Origin of the sequence: Brevirhabdus pacifica (genome assembly GCF_002797755.1) — a bacterium.
Lineage (GTDB): Bacteria > Pseudomonadota > Alphaproteobacteria > Rhodobacterales > Rhodobacteraceae > Brevirhabdus > Brevirhabdus pacifica.
Map to the genome: position 1 here is coordinate 134,976 of NZ_PGFI01000013.1, position 17,339 is coordinate 152,314.

The 17,339-nt window shown below is 69.5% G+C and carries 17 protein-coding genes; 5 read left to right on the forward strand and 12 right to left on the reverse strand.

Annotation, left to right across the window (positions count from 1 at the left end):
* Positions 1–10: 10 nt before the first annotated feature.
* From CLV77_RS12460 to CLV77_RS12485, 6 genes are read right to left on the reverse strand one after another with little or no spacing between them, the layout of a single operon-like run.
* The gene (locus CLV77_RS12460) at positions 11–289 is read right to left on the reverse strand and encodes a carboxysome peptide B (RefSeq protein WP_076980012.1); all 279 of its coding nucleotides are present in this window, start codon (positions 287–289) and stop codon (positions 11–13) included.
* The gene (gene csoS4, locus CLV77_RS12465; RefSeq protein WP_076980011.1) at positions 286–555 is read right to left on the reverse strand and encodes an alpha-carboxysome shell vertex protein CsoS4; all 270 of its coding nucleotides are present in this window, start codon (positions 553–555) and stop codon (positions 286–288) included. The genes CLV77_RS12460 and csoS4 overlap by 4 nt, the downstream gene beginning before the upstream one ends.
* Entirely contained in the window at positions 552–2,036 is a 1,485-nt protein-coding gene (locus CLV77_RS12470; RefSeq protein ID WP_197685736.1) for a carboxysome shell carbonic anhydrase, read from the reverse strand. Before CLV77_RS12470 ends, csoS4 begins: the two co-directional genes overlap by 4 nt.
* Complete coding sequence (locus CLV77_RS12475) at positions 2,036–4,198, reverse strand: alpha-carboxysome scaffolding protein CsoS2 (RefSeq protein ID WP_076980009.1); 2,163 nt, start codon at positions 4,196–4,198, stop codon at positions 2,036–2,038. Before CLV77_RS12475 ends, CLV77_RS12470 begins: the two co-directional genes overlap by 1 nt.
* 43 nt (positions 4,199–4,241) lie before the next feature.
* Positions 4,242–4,574 (reverse strand): ribulose bisphosphate carboxylase small subunit, encoded by a 333-nt coding sequence (locus CLV77_RS12480; RefSeq protein WP_076980008.1) that lies wholly within the window; start codon positions 4,572–4,574, stop codon positions 4,242–4,244.
* Between the two features lie 39 nt (positions 4,575–4,613).
* A complete protein-coding gene (locus tag CLV77_RS12485; protein ID WP_076980007.1) occupies positions 4,614–6,026 on the reverse strand; it encodes a form I ribulose bisphosphate carboxylase large subunit in 1,413 nt (470 codons plus the stop codon).
* Between the two features lie 126 nt (positions 6,027–6,152).
* On the opposite strand from CLV77_RS12485, the gene CLV77_RS12490 reads away from it, so the two are divergent.
* Complete coding sequence (locus CLV77_RS12490; protein WP_076980006.1) at positions 6,153–7,040, forward strand: LysR family transcriptional regulator; 888 nt, start codon at positions 6,153–6,155, stop codon at positions 7,038–7,040.
* Positions 7,041–7,062: 22 nt separating this feature from the next.
* Here CLV77_RS12490 and CLV77_RS12495 read toward each other — a convergent pair whose 3' ends face one another.
* Positions 7,063–8,184 carry a THUMP domain-containing class I SAM-dependent RNA methyltransferase gene (locus CLV77_RS12495; RefSeq protein ID WP_076980005.1) on the reverse strand — a complete coding sequence of 374 codons (1,122 nt, stop codon included), beginning with the start codon at positions 8,182–8,184 and terminating at the stop codon, positions 7,063–7,065.
* Between the two features lie 74 nt (positions 8,185–8,258).
* Entirely contained in the window at positions 8,259–9,008 is a 750-nt protein-coding gene (locus CLV77_RS12500; RefSeq protein WP_233128002.1) for a sugar transferase, read from the reverse strand.
* Between the two features lie 279 nt (positions 9,009–9,287).
* Here CLV77_RS12500 and CLV77_RS12505 point away from each other — a divergent pair, with 279 nt between their 5' ends.
* Positions 9,288–9,848 (forward strand): hypothetical protein, encoded by a 561-nt coding sequence (locus CLV77_RS12505; protein ID WP_143815125.1) that lies wholly within the window; start codon positions 9,288–9,290, stop codon positions 9,846–9,848.
* A gap of 14 nt (positions 9,849–9,862) precedes the next feature.
* On the opposite strand, the gene CLV77_RS12510 is transcribed toward CLV77_RS12505, so the two are convergent.
* Positions 9,863–10,240, reverse strand: a complete 378-nt coding sequence (locus CLV77_RS12510) for a hypothetical protein (RefSeq protein ID WP_170043964.1) — start codon at positions 10,238–10,240, stop codon at positions 9,863–9,865.
* Positions 10,241–10,392: 152 nt separating this feature from the next.
* Between CLV77_RS12510 and CLV77_RS12515 the strand changes: the two genes are divergently transcribed.
* From CLV77_RS12515 to CLV77_RS16405, 3 genes are read left to right on the forward strand one after another with little or no spacing between them, the layout of a single operon-like run.
* Complete coding sequence (locus CLV77_RS12515) at positions 10,393–11,085, forward strand: hypothetical protein (RefSeq protein WP_143815126.1); 693 nt, start codon at positions 10,393–10,395, stop codon at positions 11,083–11,085.
* A complete protein-coding gene (locus CLV77_RS12520; RefSeq protein ID WP_076980002.1) occupies positions 11,082–12,353 on the forward strand; it encodes an O-antigen ligase family protein in 1,272 nt (423 codons plus the stop codon). Before CLV77_RS12515 ends, CLV77_RS12520 begins: the two co-directional genes overlap by 4 nt.
* Positions 12,350–14,542, forward strand: coding sequence for a GumC family protein (locus CLV77_RS16405; protein ID WP_076980001.1), 2,193 nt, complete (start codon positions 12,350–12,352; stop codon positions 14,540–14,542). Before CLV77_RS12520 ends, CLV77_RS16405 begins: the two co-directional genes overlap by 4 nt.
* Before the next feature lie 16 nt (positions 14,543–14,558).
* Here CLV77_RS16405 and CLV77_RS12535 read toward each other — a convergent pair whose 3' ends face one another.
* The 3 genes from CLV77_RS12535 to CLV77_RS12545 form a co-directional block, all read right to left on the reverse strand.
* Positions 14,559–14,864 (reverse strand): hypothetical protein, encoded by a 306-nt coding sequence (locus CLV77_RS12535; RefSeq protein ID WP_076980000.1) that lies wholly within the window; start codon positions 14,862–14,864, stop codon positions 14,559–14,561.
* A gap of 105 nt (positions 14,865–14,969) precedes the next feature.
* Positions 14,970–16,640 (reverse strand): tripartite tricarboxylate transporter permease, encoded by a 1,671-nt coding sequence (locus CLV77_RS12540; protein WP_076979999.1) that lies wholly within the window; start codon positions 16,638–16,640, stop codon positions 14,970–14,972.
* Positions 16,637–17,335 carry a hypothetical protein gene (locus CLV77_RS12545; protein ID WP_083707785.1) on the reverse strand — a complete coding sequence of 233 codons (699 nt, stop codon included), beginning with the start codon at positions 17,333–17,335 and terminating at the stop codon, positions 16,637–16,639. The genes CLV77_RS12540 and CLV77_RS12545 overlap by 4 nt, the downstream gene beginning before the upstream one ends.
* Between the last annotated feature and the right edge of the window lie 4 nt (positions 17,336–17,339).

Below are 17,339 nucleotides of genomic sequence, written 5' to 3' on the forward strand. Positions count from 1 at the left end.
CGCCGATCCGTTACGTTCCGGCGCGTGCCGGTCCGTGCCATTTGTCTTCGTCCCAGTCGTCGATGATCCCGCCGATCGTCAGATCGGTCGTGACCCGCGGGTCACCGGTGGCGATCCGCGCGGACGAATAGGCGATGGTGATGACGAAATCGCCGACCCTTGCGCCCACCGCGTCGACCGCGACCTCGAAATTGCCCCGGGCATCCTCGAGAACCCGCAGGGGGCGGGCTTGCAGGCCGCTCACCCGTTGGGTGGTGACCAGATCCCGGACGACGCGCATGATGTTCATGGTGCCGCCTTCCCGGCCGCATCGGCCTCCCAGAAGTCGATGATGCCTACGATTGTCAGGTCCGAGGGGTATTTCGCGTGGCCCGCGGCGTCCTTTGCCGCCGAGCTGCCGACCGCAATGACCCAGTCGCCTTCCTTGCAGCCCACCGGATCGACGGCGACCGAGCGGCTTCCGCCTTTTTCGCGCACGACCAGAAGGCGGTGATTTTCAAGCTGCGTGATCCGCGCGGTGGCGACCAGCGTTCGTTCCACCTGAAAGATTTTCATGTCCGAGCCTCCAGAAACTCCAGCGCACCGCCGGTGCCGGGCCGCAGCGCCGCCTCGACCGTCACGCGGGCCTCGGTTTCCATTGCGAGAACCGCCGCGCGCATCCTGTCCGCGACCTCGGCCGCCGCCCGGTCGTCGCCGGGGATCTCGGGGTCGAAGTCCCGCAGCACCAGGACCGGCACGTTTGCGGAGGATTGACCGGCCAGGATATGAAGGCCGACCTTCAGGTCCTGCGCGCCTTCCTCGACCGAATTCATCTGCGCCTGGAACGCCAGGTTGCGCAGCTGCACATCATCCACCGGGTCGCCGATCACGATCAGCTTTTCGGCGTGGCCCGCTTCGGGATAGGGGCCGTGATATTTCTGCAAGACGGCATCGACCTGGGCGATGTTGTTCTTCAGAAGGTAGCCGCAGAACCAGCGCATTCCCTCGGTTCCCGCGTCGTCGGCGTGAACCCCGGCGGCCCGGGCGACCGCTTCACGCACCGCATCCTTGGCGGCGTCGCGGGGCATGTCGCGGGTCGTCTGGTATAGGTCGGCCGCATCGACGAAACGGTTGTCATCCATCGCTCCCGAGGCGTCGGGCACATGCACGCGGATCGCGTCCGTGTCGGTGTCGAGCCCGATCAGAAGCAGGGCGATTTCGTCCCCGGCGCCGTGCATGGCCTGGGCGGCCGCCTGGAATTCAAGCAGGCGGCCATGAAGCGCGGTCATGGCGCGGCAGGTATCGCTGCCGTGGGCGGCACAGCCGTCGTGGGCGGGATCGACGCTGGAGTAGTGATAGACGCCGACCTTCAGGAAGCGGGTGCCCGCGTCGGGCGCGTTGGGCAAGCCCCGGCGATGACGGTTCAGCTCGACCTCTTCCCATTCGTGCAGGTTCTGCGCCACGTTGAACATGGCCCCCGCGAAGGATTTGCGCGCCGTGACGATGGACAGCGGGATCCGCAGAACCGCCCCCAGCAGACCGGCCAGGCGGCCATCGGCGCAGGGGGTGATATCGACCGCGTGGAAACCCCAGCGGCGGATCAGCTCGGCAACGGGCTCGCCATCGTCCGAGGCGTAGCGGTCCCGTTCCGTCCCGCTTTGAACAAGCGTCGCGAACAGGCGGCTGGCGGCGCGGGCATGGATCGCACCCATGTCCAGCGGGCGGGTCCAGTGGGCGTGAAACCAATCCGGGTCGGCATCGACGCCGATCGCACGAAGCCGCGCGACGGCAAGGGCCGGGAAATCATCCTCGAACTGCCGGGGCGCAAGATCGCGAAGCGTCTCGGACAGACGGGCGAAGCTGCTTTCGACCTCCTGCTCGCGGCGGTCCAGGTCCAGCGCGATCGCCGGTTCCGCGAAGGGGTGACTACCCCCCCCGACCGATAGGGAGAGGGCCGGCCGGGAGGGTGTGCTGCGAGGGCGCGCTTTCTGCGCCATCGGAACCCAGCTTGCGCGCCAGGCCTTGTTCGGCCCGGAGGAGGTGTGAATTGCGCTCATCATCCGGCCGCTCCGCCCGAAAGGGTGACCGTCGCGCCGGAGGCGGGCGTGCCGCCGGTGGCGCCGGTAACGGGGCTGACGGGATCATAATGAGGGGCCTTGGACTTGAAGGACCGGGCGCCCGCGAAGGAGTTCGCGCTACCGGACCGCTCCGAAGGGTTGCGCCCGGCGGCAAAGAAATCCTCGGTGCCGGTCACGTGCCGGTTTTCGCTCCAGGCCGAGCCGGTGATGTTCGCGCCGCGGGTAGAGCCCTCGCCGGTGATGTTGCCGCGGGCGGGGCGCTGGCCGGATTGCCCGCCGCCTGCCCCGCTACGCCGGGGGGCATGGAATTCGGCGTTGCCCGTCACCTTGCCCTCGCCCCGGGCGAAGGTGCCGGTGATGGCGGAAGGTGCCTGTTCCTCGGCCGGGCGGGTGGCGCGGGCCTGAAGATGCGTCTCGCGCTGGGGCGACATCACCGAGAAGCCGGCGATCGACTGGCAGACGGGGTCGCCGTCATCCTCGCGGCCACGCTCCGCGGCGACGAAATAGCTGGAGCCTGTGATGTTACGGTCGGCGCCGCGCCCTGTGCCCGAGACCATGGGATCGTTGAGCGGCACGTTGCCGGTGATGGCGCGCGGCATCTGCTTGGCGCGGCGCGCGTCCTCGGCGCAGGCGGTTTCGGGATCGCACCAGCCCTGGGCACCGCTGGCGCCGTAATAGGGCGTGCCGGTCAGCGTCTGGCAGGCACCATGTTCGGAGCCGGTGACCCGGCGGTCGCGTTCCATCTCGGGGCCGGTGATCGTCTGGCCGCCCCAGGTCTGGGATGCCGTGACCTTCCCGCCCGAGGCCGGATCCGCGCGGCCGCCTTCGGGGGCCGACATCGCCTGCTGGGATGCGGGGGCAAGATATTGCGATCCGGTCAGACTGTGGGCCGAGCCGTTCTCGTCCCCGGTGACCCGGGCCGAACGCCCGATCGCCGTGCCCGAGACCGAATGCCCCGCCAGCGTCTGCTCGACCGCGCGTTCGGTGTCGCGGCTGCGGGAGCCGACAGAACGTGCCGAGCGGCCCAGGTTCGTTCCGAAGACCGATGTACCATGGGGCTGCGATTGCCGGGCGAACTGCGCGCCGGTGGGCACGATGCTTTCCCCGCGGCCTTCGACATCGGTGAATTTCTGGTCGGCGTTGCCGGTGATCCGAAGATCGGCGTTGTCCTCGTCCCCGGTGATGCGCACGCCCGACCGGACCATGGTGCCCGATACGGTCTGTCCGCCGCCGGTCCGGGCATGCCCGACCTTGCCGGCCGAAGCGCGGTAACCGCCCTCGGTCCCGCCGACATATTGCGTGCCGGTCAGCGGCTTGTCATGGCCTGCCTCGGCGCCGGTCATGGCGCGGCCCGAGGCATAGCTGAGGCCGGTGACGGTCGCGTTGGCGACGGCGGTGGTGACCGAATGCACCTTGCGGGGGTAGCTCATCTCGCCCTGGCGCGCGGCCTGGGCCTGCGTGGCGCAGGACTGCTCGCCATTGCCGAGCTTGGCCCGGCGGGCGCGATACATCTGTGCGATTTCCCGCCCCGACAGCCGTTCGGGCGCCGGACCCGGCAGATCGACCGAGCTGGGATCGGGCATCGAACTGCCCATGGGGGCCTGTGCGACATCGCGGGGCATATCAGCCTCGCGGAAGCCCGAGCGGACGCGCTCGCTTGCCGCCGGAAGCGCGGCCTTGCCCTTGGAGAGGGCGCGGCGGCGGGCGATCGACGCCTCGCGGCCACCCTTGGGCTGGGGCGCGGAGCCCGCGTTGGAATTCTGGGGTGCGGACGGCTGAGCGGTGGCCGTGGTCCCGGGCAGCGACGCCTCCCGGAAGCCCGAGCGGAGACGCTCGGAGGCACCAGGCAGCGCGGCCTTGCCCTTGGACAGGGCGCGTCGACGCTCGATCGAGGCGGCGCGGCCGGTGGCGACCCCGCCGGCGGCCGGGGATGCCGGTGCCGGGGGCGGGCTCACGACCGTGTTCATGGTCACTTTCGCGTCCGCAGGGGTCGTCTTGGCGGGCATGTCGGCTTCACGAAAACCGGAACGCACCCGTTCGGAGGCCACCGGAAGGGCGGCCTTGCCCTGGGACAGCATCCGCCGTCTCAGCTGCGAGGCCTCGCGTCCGGACATGCCTTCGAGTGTGTTCTGGCTTGTCATGTTATACTCCACTCCGATCCGTCTTGATCCCAGGTTCCGTTGCTCAGGCGCGGTAGACCACGAAGGCCATGCCCTGCGATTGAGCGTAGTTGTCGTAGGCGATGAACCGGACATGCATGCCCGGGTTGGCCCGGTGACATGCCTCGAGTTCGTTCAGCACCAGTTCCACCGATTGCGTGCCGAAGAACGGCAGCTTCCACAGATACCAGAAGTTGGAAAAGGACTTCTCGGGCTCGGTGTATTCGATGGCGGGGTTCCAGCCGCGAGAGATGCAATAGGCGATCTGCTGCGCCATCCTCTCGGGGGACATCGGGGGAAGATACGAGAATGTCTCGGTTCTCGTCTTGGTTTCGGGATAGGCGGATGCGTCAGCCATGATCGTCTCCGATTGTCATTTTGCGGGAAGTGCGGCTTCTCAGGCGTCGAGCTTGTCGACGGTGTCGAAGTCGAACTTGATCTCTTTCCAGGTCTCCATGGCGACCGCCAGCTCGGGGCTGTGGCGGGCGGCCTCGGTCAGGATATCGCGACCTTCCCTCTCGACCGCGCGACCCTGGTTGCGGGCCTCGGTGCAGGCTTCCAGGGCGACCCGGTTGGCGTGTGCGCCCGCGGCGTTGCCCCAGGGGTGGCCAAGGGTGCCGCCGCCGAACTGCAGACAGGCGTCATCGCCGAAGATCTGGACCAGCGCCGGCATGTGCCAGACGTGGATACCGCCCGAGGCGACCGGCATCACACCGGGCATCGCGCCCCAGTCCTGGTCGAAGAACAAACCACGCTTGCGGTTCTCGGGGATGAAGGGTTCGCGCATCTGGTCGACCCAGCCCAGCGTCGCCTCGCGGTCGCCCTCGAGCTTGCCGACGACGGTGCCCGAGTGCATGTGGTCGCCACCCGAAAGCCGCAGACACTTGGTCAGGACGCGGAAGTGGATGCCGTGCATCGGGTTGCGGTCGACGACCGCGTGCATGGCCCGGTGGATGTGCAGCAACATGCCGTTTTCGCGACACCAGTTGGCAAGGCCCGTGTTGGCCGTGAAACCGGCGGTAAAGAAATCGTGCATGATGATCGGCGCGCCAAGTTGCTTGGCGAATTCCGCGCGCTTGTACATCTCTTCGGGCGTGGCCGCGGTGACGTTCAGGTAGTGACCCTTGCGCTCGCCGGTCTCGGCCTCGGCCTTCTGGACGGCCTCCATGACGAACTCGAACCGGTGCTGCCAGCGCATGAAGGGCTGAGAGTTGATGTTCTCGTCGTCCTTGGTGAAGTCCAGACCGCCGCGAAGGCATTCATAGACCGCACGACCGTAGTTCTTGGCCGACAGGCCCAGCTTGGGCTTGATCGTGCAACCCAGCAGCGCACGGCCATACTTGTTCAGCCGGTCGCGTTCCACCTGGATGCCGTTGGGCGGGCCGCCGCATGTCTTGACGTAGGCCAGCGGGAAACGGATGTCCTCGAGGCGCAGCGAGCGCACGGCCTTGAAGCCGAAGACGTTGCCCACAAGCGAGGTCAGGACGTTGACGACAGAGCCTTCCTCGAACAGGTCGATGGGATAGGCGATGAAGGCGAAGAAGGCGTCGCGGTTGCCCGGCACTTCCTCGATCCGGTAGCAGCGACCCTTGTAATATTCCAGGTCGGTCAGAAGGTCAGTCCAGACCGTCGTCCATGTGCCGGTCGAGCTTTCGGCTGCGACCGCGGCGGCGGCTTCCTCACGCGGAACACCTTCCTGGGCTACGACCTTGAACACGGCCAAAAGGTCCGTATCCAGAGGCACGTAATCGGGCGTCCAGTAAGTCTTGGCGTAGTCCTTGACGCCTGCTTGATACGTTTTCTCGGCCAACGCAGCTCCTCCCGGGTCGAATTTTTGAACAGTCATCTACTGTGGTTGCTTGAACCATAGGCGGGTTTAGAACATTCGCACAAATTACCTGTTGTTTAATTCTCATAACTATTGCTTATAGATTGTATGAGGATTGATCTGCGCCAGTTGGAGATGATCGACGCGGTCGCGCGCCTTGGGTCGCTGACCCAGGCGGCGGAGGCTCTCCACGTCACCCAGCCCGCCATTTCCAGTCAGATCCGCAAGCTTGAGGAACAGGTCGGGCTGCCCCTGATCGAACGGGACGGGCGCGGCATCCGCCTTACCGAGCCGGGCCAGAGCGTGGCCGACCACGCCCGGCGCGCGGCCCAGCTTCTGGAGGACCTGCGCGAGGATTTGCGCCAGTTCAAAAGCGTCGACAAGGGCGTGCTGAGGGTCGCGGTCGTGTCGACCGCCAATTACTTCATCCCCGAATACATCGCCCGATTCCGCGCCGCTCATCCGGGGGTCGAAATCAACCTGCGTGTGGCCAACCGCGACGAGATCCTGGAGATCCTGGCGGCGAACGAATCCGATCTTGCCATCACCGGCCAGCCGCCGGACGACGCGGATCTGGTCGCGCGGCCCTTCAAGGAAAACCCGCTGGTCGTGATCGCCCCCCCCGGGCACCCCCTGGCCGGGCGCAAGGGGGTGGGACCGCGCGATTTGGTGAAATACCCGTTCGTGACGCGCGAACAGGGCTCGGGCACCCGGGGGGTGATGGAACGCGCCTTCCTCGAACACGGGCTGGAATACTCAATCGCCTGTGTCCTGTCGTCGAACGAGGCCGTCAAACAGGCCGTGCAGGCCGGGCTGGGCCTTGCCGTGATCTCGCGGCAGACGATCGAGTTGGAACTGGAAACCGGCAGGCTGACGACCCTGCAAAGCGACAAGCTGTCCCTGGAACGCCAGTGGTTCCTGCTCTATCGCAGCTATCGCAGGCTGTCGCCCGCCGCCCTCAGGTTCAGGGATCAGCTTATGACGCCGGCCCCGTGATCCCGGGCGCGGCGCGCCAGGCTCAGCGCAGCGCGTCGGTGCGGTGCAGACGGACCTTCAGCCCGCCGAAGGCGACCGGCGGCTCCTCGGGGCCGAAGGGCAGGCCCGTCGCCTTCGCCAGCCCCGGGTCGCTGGTCACCAGCCCCACCCGCCAGCCCCGGAACCGGTCGGTCAGGACCTGCCCCAGCGTGCCGTAAAGGGCGAACAGCAGCTTCTTGTTGCCGATCCGCGCGCCATAGGGCGGATTGACCATGACCAGACCGGGCGGCCCCGGCGGCGGGGTCAACTGGCCCACGGGCAACATCTGGAACCCGGTCGTCGCCGCCACGCCGGCGCGTTCGGCATTGGCCGTGGCCATGCGAATCGCCCCCTGATCGCGGTCGGAGCCGTAAAACCGCACCGCCGAGTCGGGTCTGGGCAGGGCGCCGGCCCCGCGCATTTCCTCGAAGGCGGCCGCGTCGAAACAGGCCAGATCCTGGAAGGCGAAGCGGCGGTCGCGCCCGGGGGCCAGGCCGGCCGCGATCTCGGCGGCTTCGATCACGAAGGTGCCCGATCCGCACATCGGGTCGACCACCGGCTCGGACCCGTCGAAGCCGCAGCGCCGCAGGAACATCGCGGCAAGGGTTTCGCGCATGGGGGCCTTGCCGACGGCCTCCTTGTGACCGCGTCTGTGCAGGGGCTCGCCCGAGGTGTCGACGCTGAGCTGCACCCGGTTGTCGTCAATCCGCACCTTCAGGACCAGCGCGGCCTCGGGGGTGACGGAGGCGCCCAAGGTGTCGCGGATGGCGTTCTCGATCCTCTGGGCGGCGGCCCCGGCGTGGTAGATCTTGGACTTGCGGCTTGTCACCTCGACCCGCAGGGGCACGTCGGGGCGCAGGAACCGGTCCCAGGGGAATTTGCGCGCGCGCTTGTCCAGCTGTGCCAGGTGAAAGGCCATGAAGTCGCCGATCCGGGCCAGGACCCGGCCGGCGCCGCGCAGTTGCAGGTTGGCGCGCCAGACATCCGGCCAGCCCCCCTGAAAGATCACGCCGCCGGGCACGACCTCCAGCGGGCCGAAGCCCTTTTCCTCCGCCTCGCGGGCAAGGATCTGTTCCAGCCCCGGGGGGGCGGCAAGGAAGATCTCGAATGTGTCGGAACCTGTCATGGGGCGGGCTTACAGGGTCCGGGGCCCGCCGACGACAGGAATCTGCGTCTATCCGGCCCGCGCGCGCAGCAGGATTATTCCGCCCGCGCGCACAGCACGACGGCCACCGTCCGCAGCAGGATGCGCAGATCCCCGCGCAACGAGGTGGTGCGGTGATAGAGGTCATCGAAGGCGGCCCGGTCGGCGAAGCCCGATTGCGACCGCCCCGAGACCTGCCAAGGTCCGGTCAGCCCCGGCCGCATCCGGTAATAGAGAAATCCGCCCGCCGCGCCGTAAAGCCCGCGCTGAGAGGGCATGAAGGGCCGGGGCCCCACCAGACTCATTTCGCCCCGCAGCACGTTCCAGATCTGCGGCAGCTCGTCCAGGCCGGTGCGGCGCAACAGGCGGCCGACACGGGTGATGCGGGGATCGGCGGTCAGCTTCTGATGCCGGCGCCACTCGGCCGCCAGCGCTGGGTCGTCGCGGCACAGACGGCGCAGGGCAAGGTCGGCATCGGGGATCATGCTGCGCAGTTTCCAGCACCGGAAAACCCGGCCGTCCAGCCCCACCCTATCCTGGGCGAAGAAGGCCGCCCCGCCGCCGGCCCGCACCGCCAGCCACAGCAACAGCATCAGCGGCGCCAGCAGCGGCGAGAAGAGCGCGATCAGCGACAGGTCCAGCGCCCGCTTGCCCCCTCGGCGATAGAAGCCAGGCGCGAGTGCGGCGCCTCCCCCCAGGACGGCCCCCGGGGGCATGGCCGCCCGCAACCTGCGGCGGCGGGTGTCGGGCATCCTGTCCCCGGCGGGCAGCAGGCCGGAGGGGGTGGGGGCGGTTCGGTCGGTCATCTGGCGTCATCCTGGCGGGCAGCGCGCCCGGGGGACCGGGCGCTGGAATGACCTTCAGAGTTTCGACAAAAGGTAATTTTTTTGAGAACGAAGGATTAACGCTGATCGCGGCGGCCCCTTCCGTGGCGGAAGGAGACCTTTCGGAATTCGACACGAATTGTCTTTGTTTTCCTGCGGTGCCTTAACCCCCTCTTCCATGCGCGCGGGCCATGACTAAGCCGGGTGGTGGGCGTGTGCCCGGCGGATCCTGTATCGCCGGACACAGGTCTGGGGTGCCACATGAGATATATCCGACCCGGGGCGGGCCCCGGGATGGAACGGGGGCGGACCGGTTGGTCGCGCCCCCCGAATCGGCTTTTCCAATCCTGGGCGACCTGGGGGCGGCTGACGATCCTTTGCCTGTGCCTGGCCTGGGGGGCGACCGGGCCCATCCAGGCGGCATCGGCCAAACCGCCAGGCGCGCCGCCGCTGGTCATCCGTGGTGATCCCGGCGGCCTGCTGGAGGAACGGCTGACCCTGATCCGGCGGTTGCGGGCCAGCGGTCAGCGGGTCGAACTTCGGTCGGGCGAATGTCTGTCGGCCTGCACCCTTTATCTGGGGCTGAGCAATCTTTGCGTCTCGCCCGGCGTTGTCTTCGGCTTTCACGGCCCGTCGTCGGTGTTGCGGGGGCTGGCCCTGCCGCCGGACCTGTTCGAGAAATACTCCCGGCTGATGGCCGCCCACTATCCGCCCCCGCTGCGCCGGTGGTTCCTGCGCGAGGGGCGGCAGCGGACCTTGGGGTTTCATCGCATCGACGGCGGCACACTTATCGGGCTGGGTGTGCCGGCCTGCGCCGCCTGACCCGTCCGCCGGGCTCAGCGCGGGCTTGCCGCCACCGCCACCCCGACGGGCAAGGTGTCGAACGTGCCGTTGGCCACGGCCCCGGCCACCTGGCGCAGGGTGGTCTCCTGTGCCGGATCGTCGGTCGCGTCTGCGAGGCGTACGAGCACGCTTGCCAACGCGTCCGCCAGATCGGCCGCGCGCGAAGGCGGGGCCGAGGTCACGGCCTGCAACACCGCCGTGGCCAGAAGGGCGATGCGGCTGCGCAGATCGGCCGGCGCCAGCCCGGCCGCGGCCAGCCGGGCAAGATGGCCGTCGACGATGGCGCGGCAACTGCTGCCCGAGCTGGCGCAGGCGGCGGTCACCGCGCCCGGGTCGATGGCCACGCCCTGGGCCGGGGCGGGCTGGGACAAAGCGACATGCGCCAAGGCTGCGAACGCGAACGCCGGCGCCGGGATGGGGGAGAAACTGTTCATGCCCTCAGCCTTGCCCCGTATCGGTAAATATTTTGTTCACCTCGTTTTGCTCAGCTGCTTCCCGACTGGGGCTGGGAAGGACGACGATGATGACACAGGCGGAGTTGCTGGCGGGGGTGCTGAGCCGGGGCGGTTGCCTGGCCGCCGGCCTGGCGCTGATGACCGGGGCCCTCGGGCTTGCCGGGCCCGAGCTTGAGGCGTTGCGCCTGGCCGGTCGCGCAGCCGCCACGCCGATCTGGGCCTGGCCCGAAATCCCGGAGTTGAGCCGCACCGCAATGGCGCCAGGCCGCCGCGCCCGTGCCGCCGTGACCGATGGTTGCATCGCCGCCCTGCCCCCGGGGCCCAAGGGCCTTGTCCCCGAACCCGCCCTGCGCCGCGCCGCCCGACCCTGTGCAGCCCTGGGCCGCGCCTTGACCAACCGCACCCCGACCGACGCCAGTGCCTGGCTGATGCGCGCCCATGCCGCGCGCCACCTGGACCATCTTCCCACCGCGCGGTCCATGCTGGAGCGCGCACATCGGGCGGACCCCGAGAGCGCACATGCCGCCCGCATGCGGCTGGGCCTTGCCGCGGATCTCGACGGGCCCGCCTACGACGGACGGGCCGAGGACATGCGACTGGTCGCAAAATCCTGGCAGGGACAGCGGTTTCTGGCGGGGCTATACCGCGCCGCCCCTCGGATCCGCCCTGCACTGACCGCCGTGCTGGAGGGGGCAGACCACGCGGTCCAAAACGGCTTTCTGCGCGCCTTGCGCCAGATGAGCGGCGGAGCCCGTCCTTGAGCGCCGCGCACGCCTCCCTGCCCCCGGGCTATCCTGGCCGGACGCTGTCCGGGCTCGGGGATCTGCCCGCCCGGGCCGCCCTGACCGCGCCGCTGGCGGTGACCCTTGGGGCGCCCCTGGTCATGGGATCGGACCGCCCGCTCGCTTGGCTGAGCTGGGCGGGGGTTCTGGGCCTTGCTCTGAGCTTGCGTGCCCTGGACCGGCGAGCGGTTCGGGGATCGGCCACGCCGGCACTGACCGCCCTGCTGCCGGTCGCCGCCGCTTGGGTCTGGGCAGTCTGGCTGGCGCTGGAGGGTTCGGCCGATCCGGGCGCCAGCCTGGCCGGGCTGTTGCGCTGGCTCTCCTATGGCGCGCTGTTCGTGCTGGGGCTGGAACTGGGCTTGGCGGCGTCATCCGAGGACGGGGCGGGACGCCGCCGCCTGGCTTCGTGCATCCTTCTGGCCGGGGCGGCACAGGGAGTGCTTGCGCTGGGCCTGCTGCTGGGGGGCGATCTGTCCCCGTGGGGCACCAAGGCCCATTACCCCGACGCCGCGACCGGCAGTTTCATGAACCCCAACGCCCTGGCGGCACAGCTGGGAATGGCCGGCATCTGCGGTCTGGCGCTGATGCGCGGCTCCATGCGCACAAATGGCTGGCTCCTTCTTGCGCTGATGTTGATGGCGGCGGCGCTGCTGGCTACGGGGTCGCGCATGGGGGTGCTGGCCGCGCTGGCCGGCGGCGCGACTGTCTGCGTGGCCCGCGACACGGGGCGGCGATCGGGCCGCTTTCCGTTCTGGTCGCTGGGCCTGACGGGGGCGGCGGCGCTTGTCATGATGCCCCGCCTGGCCGACCTGCCCGCCGACCTTGCCATCCGGGCCGAGCTTTACCGCCAGGTGATCGAGATGATCGCCCTGCGGCCCTGGACGGGCTACGGGTTGGATGCTTTCGCAACCGCTTTTCCGCCGCTGCGGACGGCCGGTCTCCCGCCGGAACTCGTCTGGCTGAATCCCCATTCCACCTATCTTTCGCTGTGGGTCGAACTGGGACTGATCGCGGGCAGCCTGCCGCTTCTGGCGCTGGGCCTCATCGCGATGCGGCTGATCGGGCCTAGGGCGGGTGCGAGTGTGCCGGCGGATCCGCTGCGCCTGGCGGCGCTTGGCGTACTGGTGCAGGCGGGCCTGCATGCGTCGGTCGATTTCAGCTTCGAGATCGCGGCCAACGCCTATCTTCTTGTCCTGATCCTGTCGCTGGGCCTGACCGCCCTGCCCCGAACGGAGACCCTCCAATGAACCCTCCGCCCTTCCGCCCCGCTGCGGGGGCGATCCTGTCGATCCTCCACCGCAGGCTGTCGTCCTTTCTCATCGGTTTCGCCCTGGTGCTGGGCCTGGCCCTCGGCGCGCTTGCCGCGCTGGAGCCGCGGTTCACCGCCTCGGCCCTCATCCTGGTTGATCCCGGGCAGAAAAACCTGCTGAGCGCCGAGGCAGGCACCCCGGTTGCGGGCCCCCGCGCCGACGCCCGGGTCGAGAGCGAGGTCGGCATCCTGCGCTCGGACCGGGTGGCGCTGGCCACGGTGCGCGCCGCCGACCTGCTGGATGATCCAGAGTTTTCCCCCCGCCCCGGACCATGGACGCGGCTGCTCGCGCTGGCCGGGATCTCGGCCGCCACCCCACCCGTGGGCGCCCAGGTTCTGGAACAGACGCTGGCCAAGCTGCGCCGTGCCACGACCGTCCGGCGCGAGGGGCTGACCTACCTGGTGCGGGTTTCGGTCACCGCCGCCGAGCGCGACCGCGCGGCACATCTCGCCAACACCATGGCGCGCACCTACATCCGGCTACAGCTTGAGGCCAAGGTCGACAGCTTCCTGGCCGCCCGGGATCTGCTTGAGGGCCAGATCGAGGCCGCCCGCGACCGGCTGGCCCGGTCAGAAGATGCGCTCGACCGTTTCGTCGATGCCAATCCCGACCTGCTGGGATTGTCGGCCGGCGCCCCCCGGATCCGCCAGCTGCGCCAATCGCTGAAGGAGCTGAGTGCGCCGCGCCGACGTGCCGACGCCCTGGCGGCGATGGCCGGAACGGCGGTGGTCAACCGCGACTGGGACCGGCTTGCCGCCGCGCTGGAGGACGAGGCGCTGGAGGGGCTGCTGTCGCGGCGGCACGAGCTGGACCGCGTGGCCGCGGCCCCGGGCCGCCAGTCGGACGCCGTCGGCCTGCGCGAACGGATCGCCGGGCTGGAACTGGAAATCGCCGAAAGGGCGCGGCGCGTCACCGAAGGCCTTCGCGACGAATCCGGTCGCTTGGACGACGAGGCCGCGCGCCTGCGCGAGGAGATCCGCCAGGAGCTGGGCGCCACCATATCCGCCGACGCCCTTTCGCGGGCCTATGCCCTGCGCCAGGACGCCGAGATCGCGCAGCGCCATTACGCGACCCTGCTGTCGCGCTTGCGCGAGTTGGAGGCGCAATCGCTCCTGCAGGTCGCCGACAGCCGCATCGTCTCGGATGCTCTGACGCCCGGCGAGGCCAGCTTTCCCCGGGTGGGGATCCTCCTGATGATCGCGCTGATCGCGGCATCGGGGGTGGGGATCGCGGTGGCGGTCGGTCAGGAATACCTGAGCCGGCCGATCGTGACCGCCGATCAGCTGCGCAGGATGCTGCCGGGGGGCGCCCGGGTGGTGGCCCTGCCAAGGGTGGCCGCGCCCCGGGGTGGAACACTCCAAGGGCGGGAACCCGACAACAAGCCGTCGCCCGCAGATCTGGTGCTGGACGCGCCGCTATCGGCCTATGGCGAGGCGCTGCGCCGTCTGCGCGCAGAGGCGCGGCGGGCGGCCGATGGGCCCGCCCCCGATACTGCAAGCGGTTGCCGGGTCATCATGGTCGGCTCCTGCCTGCCGGACGAAGGCAAGACCACGGTCGCGGTCTCGCTGGCGCGAAGCTGCGCCGCAAGCGGGCAGCGTACGCTTCTGATCGACGCGGACCTGCGCCGTCCGGGCGTGCATCGGCTGCTGGGCCTGCCGCCCTCTGGCGGGCTGCTGCGGCTGCTGGACGGGGATGATGGGAAGGGCGTCTCGGCGGCGCGATCCCCGGGCGTGCCCGGCGCCGCGCTGCATGGCGATCCCCGCTCCTCCCTCTCGGTGCTGACGGGGCGGACGCCCGGCGAGCGGCCGGACGAGCGGGCTCTTCAGGACGGCCGCCTTGCCCGCCTGATCGAGCGGGCGCGCCATTCCTGCGAGGTGATCGTGATCGACACGCCGCCGCTGCACCCGGTGGTGGACGGGCTGCACGTCCTGCCGCTGGTCGATGGGCTTGTGCTGTGCGTGCGCCAAGGGCGGACACCATCGGAGGTGCTAGCAGCTACGCTGCGCAGCATCGGCGACGTGTCGCCGGGGACGGCCGTCGTGACGGCACTGACCCATAGCCCCCCCTCGCAGGTGCCGGCCGGCGAGGGGTATTACACCGACGCGCGCGGTGCTGTGATGTCGTAAGGGGCGGCGAAGGGGATCAGCCCCCGCGCGTCAGGCGGCGGGCATTGGCGCCCGTGCGCTTGCGCAGTGGGCGGATCCAGACCGCCAGCACCTGGTCGGCGCGCCGCCCGCGCATCAGCGCAGAGCCCGCCGCGAAGGCTGCCTCGGCAAAGGCCTCGGGCTTTTCGCTCAGCATCCTCTGGTTCTCGCCTGCGGCGGCGGGGATCATGCCGGCCATGCCCATCAGCCGCCAGGCGATGACAAGCTGGGCCTCGATTGCCAGCTGCTGAAGCTGAAAGCCGGTGCGGATAAGGTCGACGGGGGTGGAATGGGTCCTGCGCATGGGGGAGGGATCCTTGTGAATGCATGGATCAACTTCGGCCAAGGCAAATAAGATCCCCCGCGCCGCTGACGTCGGCGGATTGGTGTCGGCCGTCCCCCCGAGGGGTCACATCGCGGGGCCCATTTTGGTTTCGCCCGGCGCGCGCAGGCGCCGCCAGAAAACCACCGCCGGCACCGTCAGCGCCGCCAGAGTCAGCAGGCTTGCCACCGGGCTGGAGAACAGGAACAAACCGTCCCCGCCCGTGGCCGAGAAGGCCTGGCGCGCCGTATCCTCCAGCCGGTCGCCCAGGATATAGGCGATGACGAAGGGCAGCGGCGTGATCCCAAGCCGACGCATCCCCCAGCCGAGCGCGCCGAACAGCACCACGATCACCATGGCCGAAAAGCGCATCTGCTGGATGTAGATCCCGCTGAGCGTCAGCAGCAGGACGAAGGGCATGAGGATATGCTCGGGCACCCGCGACAGCACCGCCAGCCAGCGCATCATCGACCCGCCCATCAGCCAGTTGAAGGCGTTGGCCAGCATCATCATCGTGAAGATGCCGAAGACGATCACCAGCTCTGGATTCACGAGGCCGGGGCTGGTGCGGAAGGCGGTGGGGCCGGGGTTGAACCCCTCGATGGTCTCGGCGGCCAGGATCAGGAAGACGGCCGCGACATTGCCGGGGATGCCCAGGGAAAGCGCAGGGATCAGGTTGGCGCCCACGACCGAGGAATTGGCAGCCTCAGCGGCGGCGACCCCTTCGATCGCGCCCTCGCCGAAGGGGACCCGGTCATCCGCCCGCTTGCCGGCCGCCCCCGCATCCATCGCACCCGCCGCAGCGCGCGCCCGCAGGGCGCGGGCCTGCCGCATCCGCCCGGCCCGGTAGCCCAGCAGCGCCGCCAGGGTCGAGCCGATGCCAGGCAGCGCCCCGATGATCGTCCCGATCAGGGCCGAGCGGGCGATATGGGGCAGGAGGCGCCGGCGTTCCTGCCGGGTCAGCCGGCCCGCAAGGCGCTGGTGGACGGGGCGGGGGGTCCGGCGCAGGCGGCGGGCGTGCCACATCCCCTCGAACCGGGTGAAGACCTCCCCCAGGATCAGCACGCCCAGGATTACCGGCGCGGGTGCGAACCCGTCGGCCAGATCGTCGATCCCCAGGGTCAGGCGCGGGTGGAAATCCAGCCCCGTGCCGACATAGGCCACCAAAAGCCCCAACCCGGTCGAGATCAGGCCCCGCCCGACCGATCCGCCGATCGCCGCCGAGACGAAGGCCAGCGACAGCAGCAAAAGGGCTGTCTTTTCCGGCAGGTCGAGGAAGCGTTCGACCCCCACCGCCAGGAAGGGCGCGCAGAGGATCAGCACCAGGTCCGAAAACGTATCCCCCGAGGCCGATGAGAAATGCGCCACCCGCAACGCCTTGCCCGCCTGCCCCTGCCGGGTCAGCGGGTAGCCGTCCAGCGCGGTCATGTAGGCATCGGGCGTGCCCGGGGTGTTGAACAGGATCGCCGGGACGGCACCGCCCACGGTCGCCCCCTTCATCACCCCGATCAGAAAGCCCATCACCGGCAACAGGGCGTCCGACCCGAACCCGAAGACCGAAATCAGGATCGGCAGGGAGACCGCCATCGCCATCGGCCCCGCCAGACCCGGCGTCGCCCCCACGGCCACGCCCAGCACGAAGCCCGCCGCCACCATCACCAGCGCCGCCGAGACGCCATAGCCGCCCAGCGCGAAAAGCGGGTCGCCCAGAAGGACGGCCAGGATGCCCAGCCAGGCGTGATGCAGGATTTCGGTCATGGCGCGGCGTTGGGGGGCAGCAGAAGATGTTTGAACGGCAGGTCGAAGACCGCCCAGATCGCGATGGCCATCAGCAGGCCCAGGCCCAGCGCCCGCCAGCTGAGCCGATGCTCGAACGTGGCGATCAGCGCGGCGACCATGCCGCCGCCGCCCAGCACGAAGCCGATGGCGTTCCAGGGCGGGCTGGCCCGTAGGGCGCGATACTCGGGCACCGGGAACCCCGCCAGTTTGGCCAGGCCCAGAAGAACGGGACCGGCCCAGACCACCACAAGCGCCGCGGCGCAAAGCGTGGCGGCCAGGAACAGCACGAACAGCGCCCGCTTGCGCGCGCCCTGCCCCCCTTCCGTGCCCGCTCTCATAACGCCGGTCGGCGGTGACGCTCCCCGTTCAAATGCGGTGAGCAGACCGCCCAGGCCCAGCACTGCCGCCGCCAGAAGCGGCGCGAAGGCGTCGCCCAGCATCACCTGCCGCCGGGCGTATTGCAGGATTCCGGTCTGGGTATCGGCAGGAACCCAGACGGCCCCCAGAAGCAGCGCCGCCAGCAGGGTCGCCAGTCCCAGCGCCAGGCGCGACCTGCCCCGGCCCCCCCTGACGTTCGGGGTCGCGTCGTGCCGGCCCGCCAGCGCGCCCGCGTCCGCACCCGAAAAGGCGCCGGGCGGACCGGATCGGCCGGAAGGCTGGGACGGGCCGCTCATCCGA

Excerpts from the sequence above, each read along its gene's own strand:
- CLV77_RS12460 (WP_076980012.1), bottom strand. The coding sequence starts at position 289 with ATGAACATCATGCGCGTCGTCCGGGATCTGGTCACCACCCAACGGGTG.
- csoS4 (WP_076980011.1), bottom strand. The coding sequence starts at position 555 with ATGAAAATCTTTCAGGTGGAACGAACGCTGGTCGCCACCGCGCGGATC.
- CLV77_RS12470 (WP_197685736.1), bottom strand. The coding sequence starts at position 2,036 with ATGAGCGCAATTCACACCTCCTCCGGGCCGAACAAGGCCTGGCGCGCA.
- CLV77_RS12475 (WP_076980009.1), bottom strand. The coding sequence starts at position 4,198 with ATGACAAGCCAGAACACACTCGAAGGCATGTCCGGACGCGAGGCCTCG.
- CLV77_RS12480 (WP_076980008.1), bottom strand. The coding sequence starts at position 4,574 with ATGGCTGACGCATCCGCCTATCCCGAAACCAAGACGAGAACCGAGACA.
- CLV77_RS12490 (WP_076980006.1), top strand. The coding sequence starts at position 6,153 with ATGAGGATTGATCTGCGCCAGTTGGAGATGATCGACGCGGTCGCGCGC.
- CLV77_RS12495 (WP_076980005.1), bottom strand. The coding sequence starts at position 8,184 with ATGACAGGTTCCGACACATTCGAGATCTTCCTTGCCGCCCCCCCGGGG.
- CLV77_RS12500 (WP_233128002.1), bottom strand. The coding sequence starts at position 9,008 with ATGACCGACCGAACCGCCCCCACCCCCTCCGGCCTGCTGCCCGCCGGG.
- CLV77_RS12505 (WP_143815125.1), top strand. The coding sequence starts at position 9,288 with ATGAGATATATCCGACCCGGGGCGGGCCCCGGGATGGAACGGGGGCGG.
- CLV77_RS12515 (WP_143815126.1), top strand. The coding sequence starts at position 10,393 with ATGACACAGGCGGAGTTGCTGGCGGGGGTGCTGAGCCGGGGCGGTTGC.
- CLV77_RS16405 (WP_076980001.1), top strand. The coding sequence starts at position 12,350 with ATGAACCCTCCGCCCTTCCGCCCCGCTGCGGGGGCGATCCTGTCGATC.
- CLV77_RS12535 (WP_076980000.1), bottom strand. The coding sequence starts at position 14,864 with ATGCGCAGGACCCATTCCACCCCCGTCGACCTTATCCGCACCGGCTTT.
- CLV77_RS12540 (WP_076979999.1), bottom strand. The coding sequence starts at position 16,640 with ATGACCGAAATCCTGCATCACGCCTGGCTGGGCATCCTGGCCGTCCTT.
- CLV77_RS12545 (WP_083707785.1), bottom strand. The coding sequence starts at position 17,335 with ATGAGCGGCCCGTCCCAGCCTTCCGGCCGATCCGGTCCGCCCGGCGCC.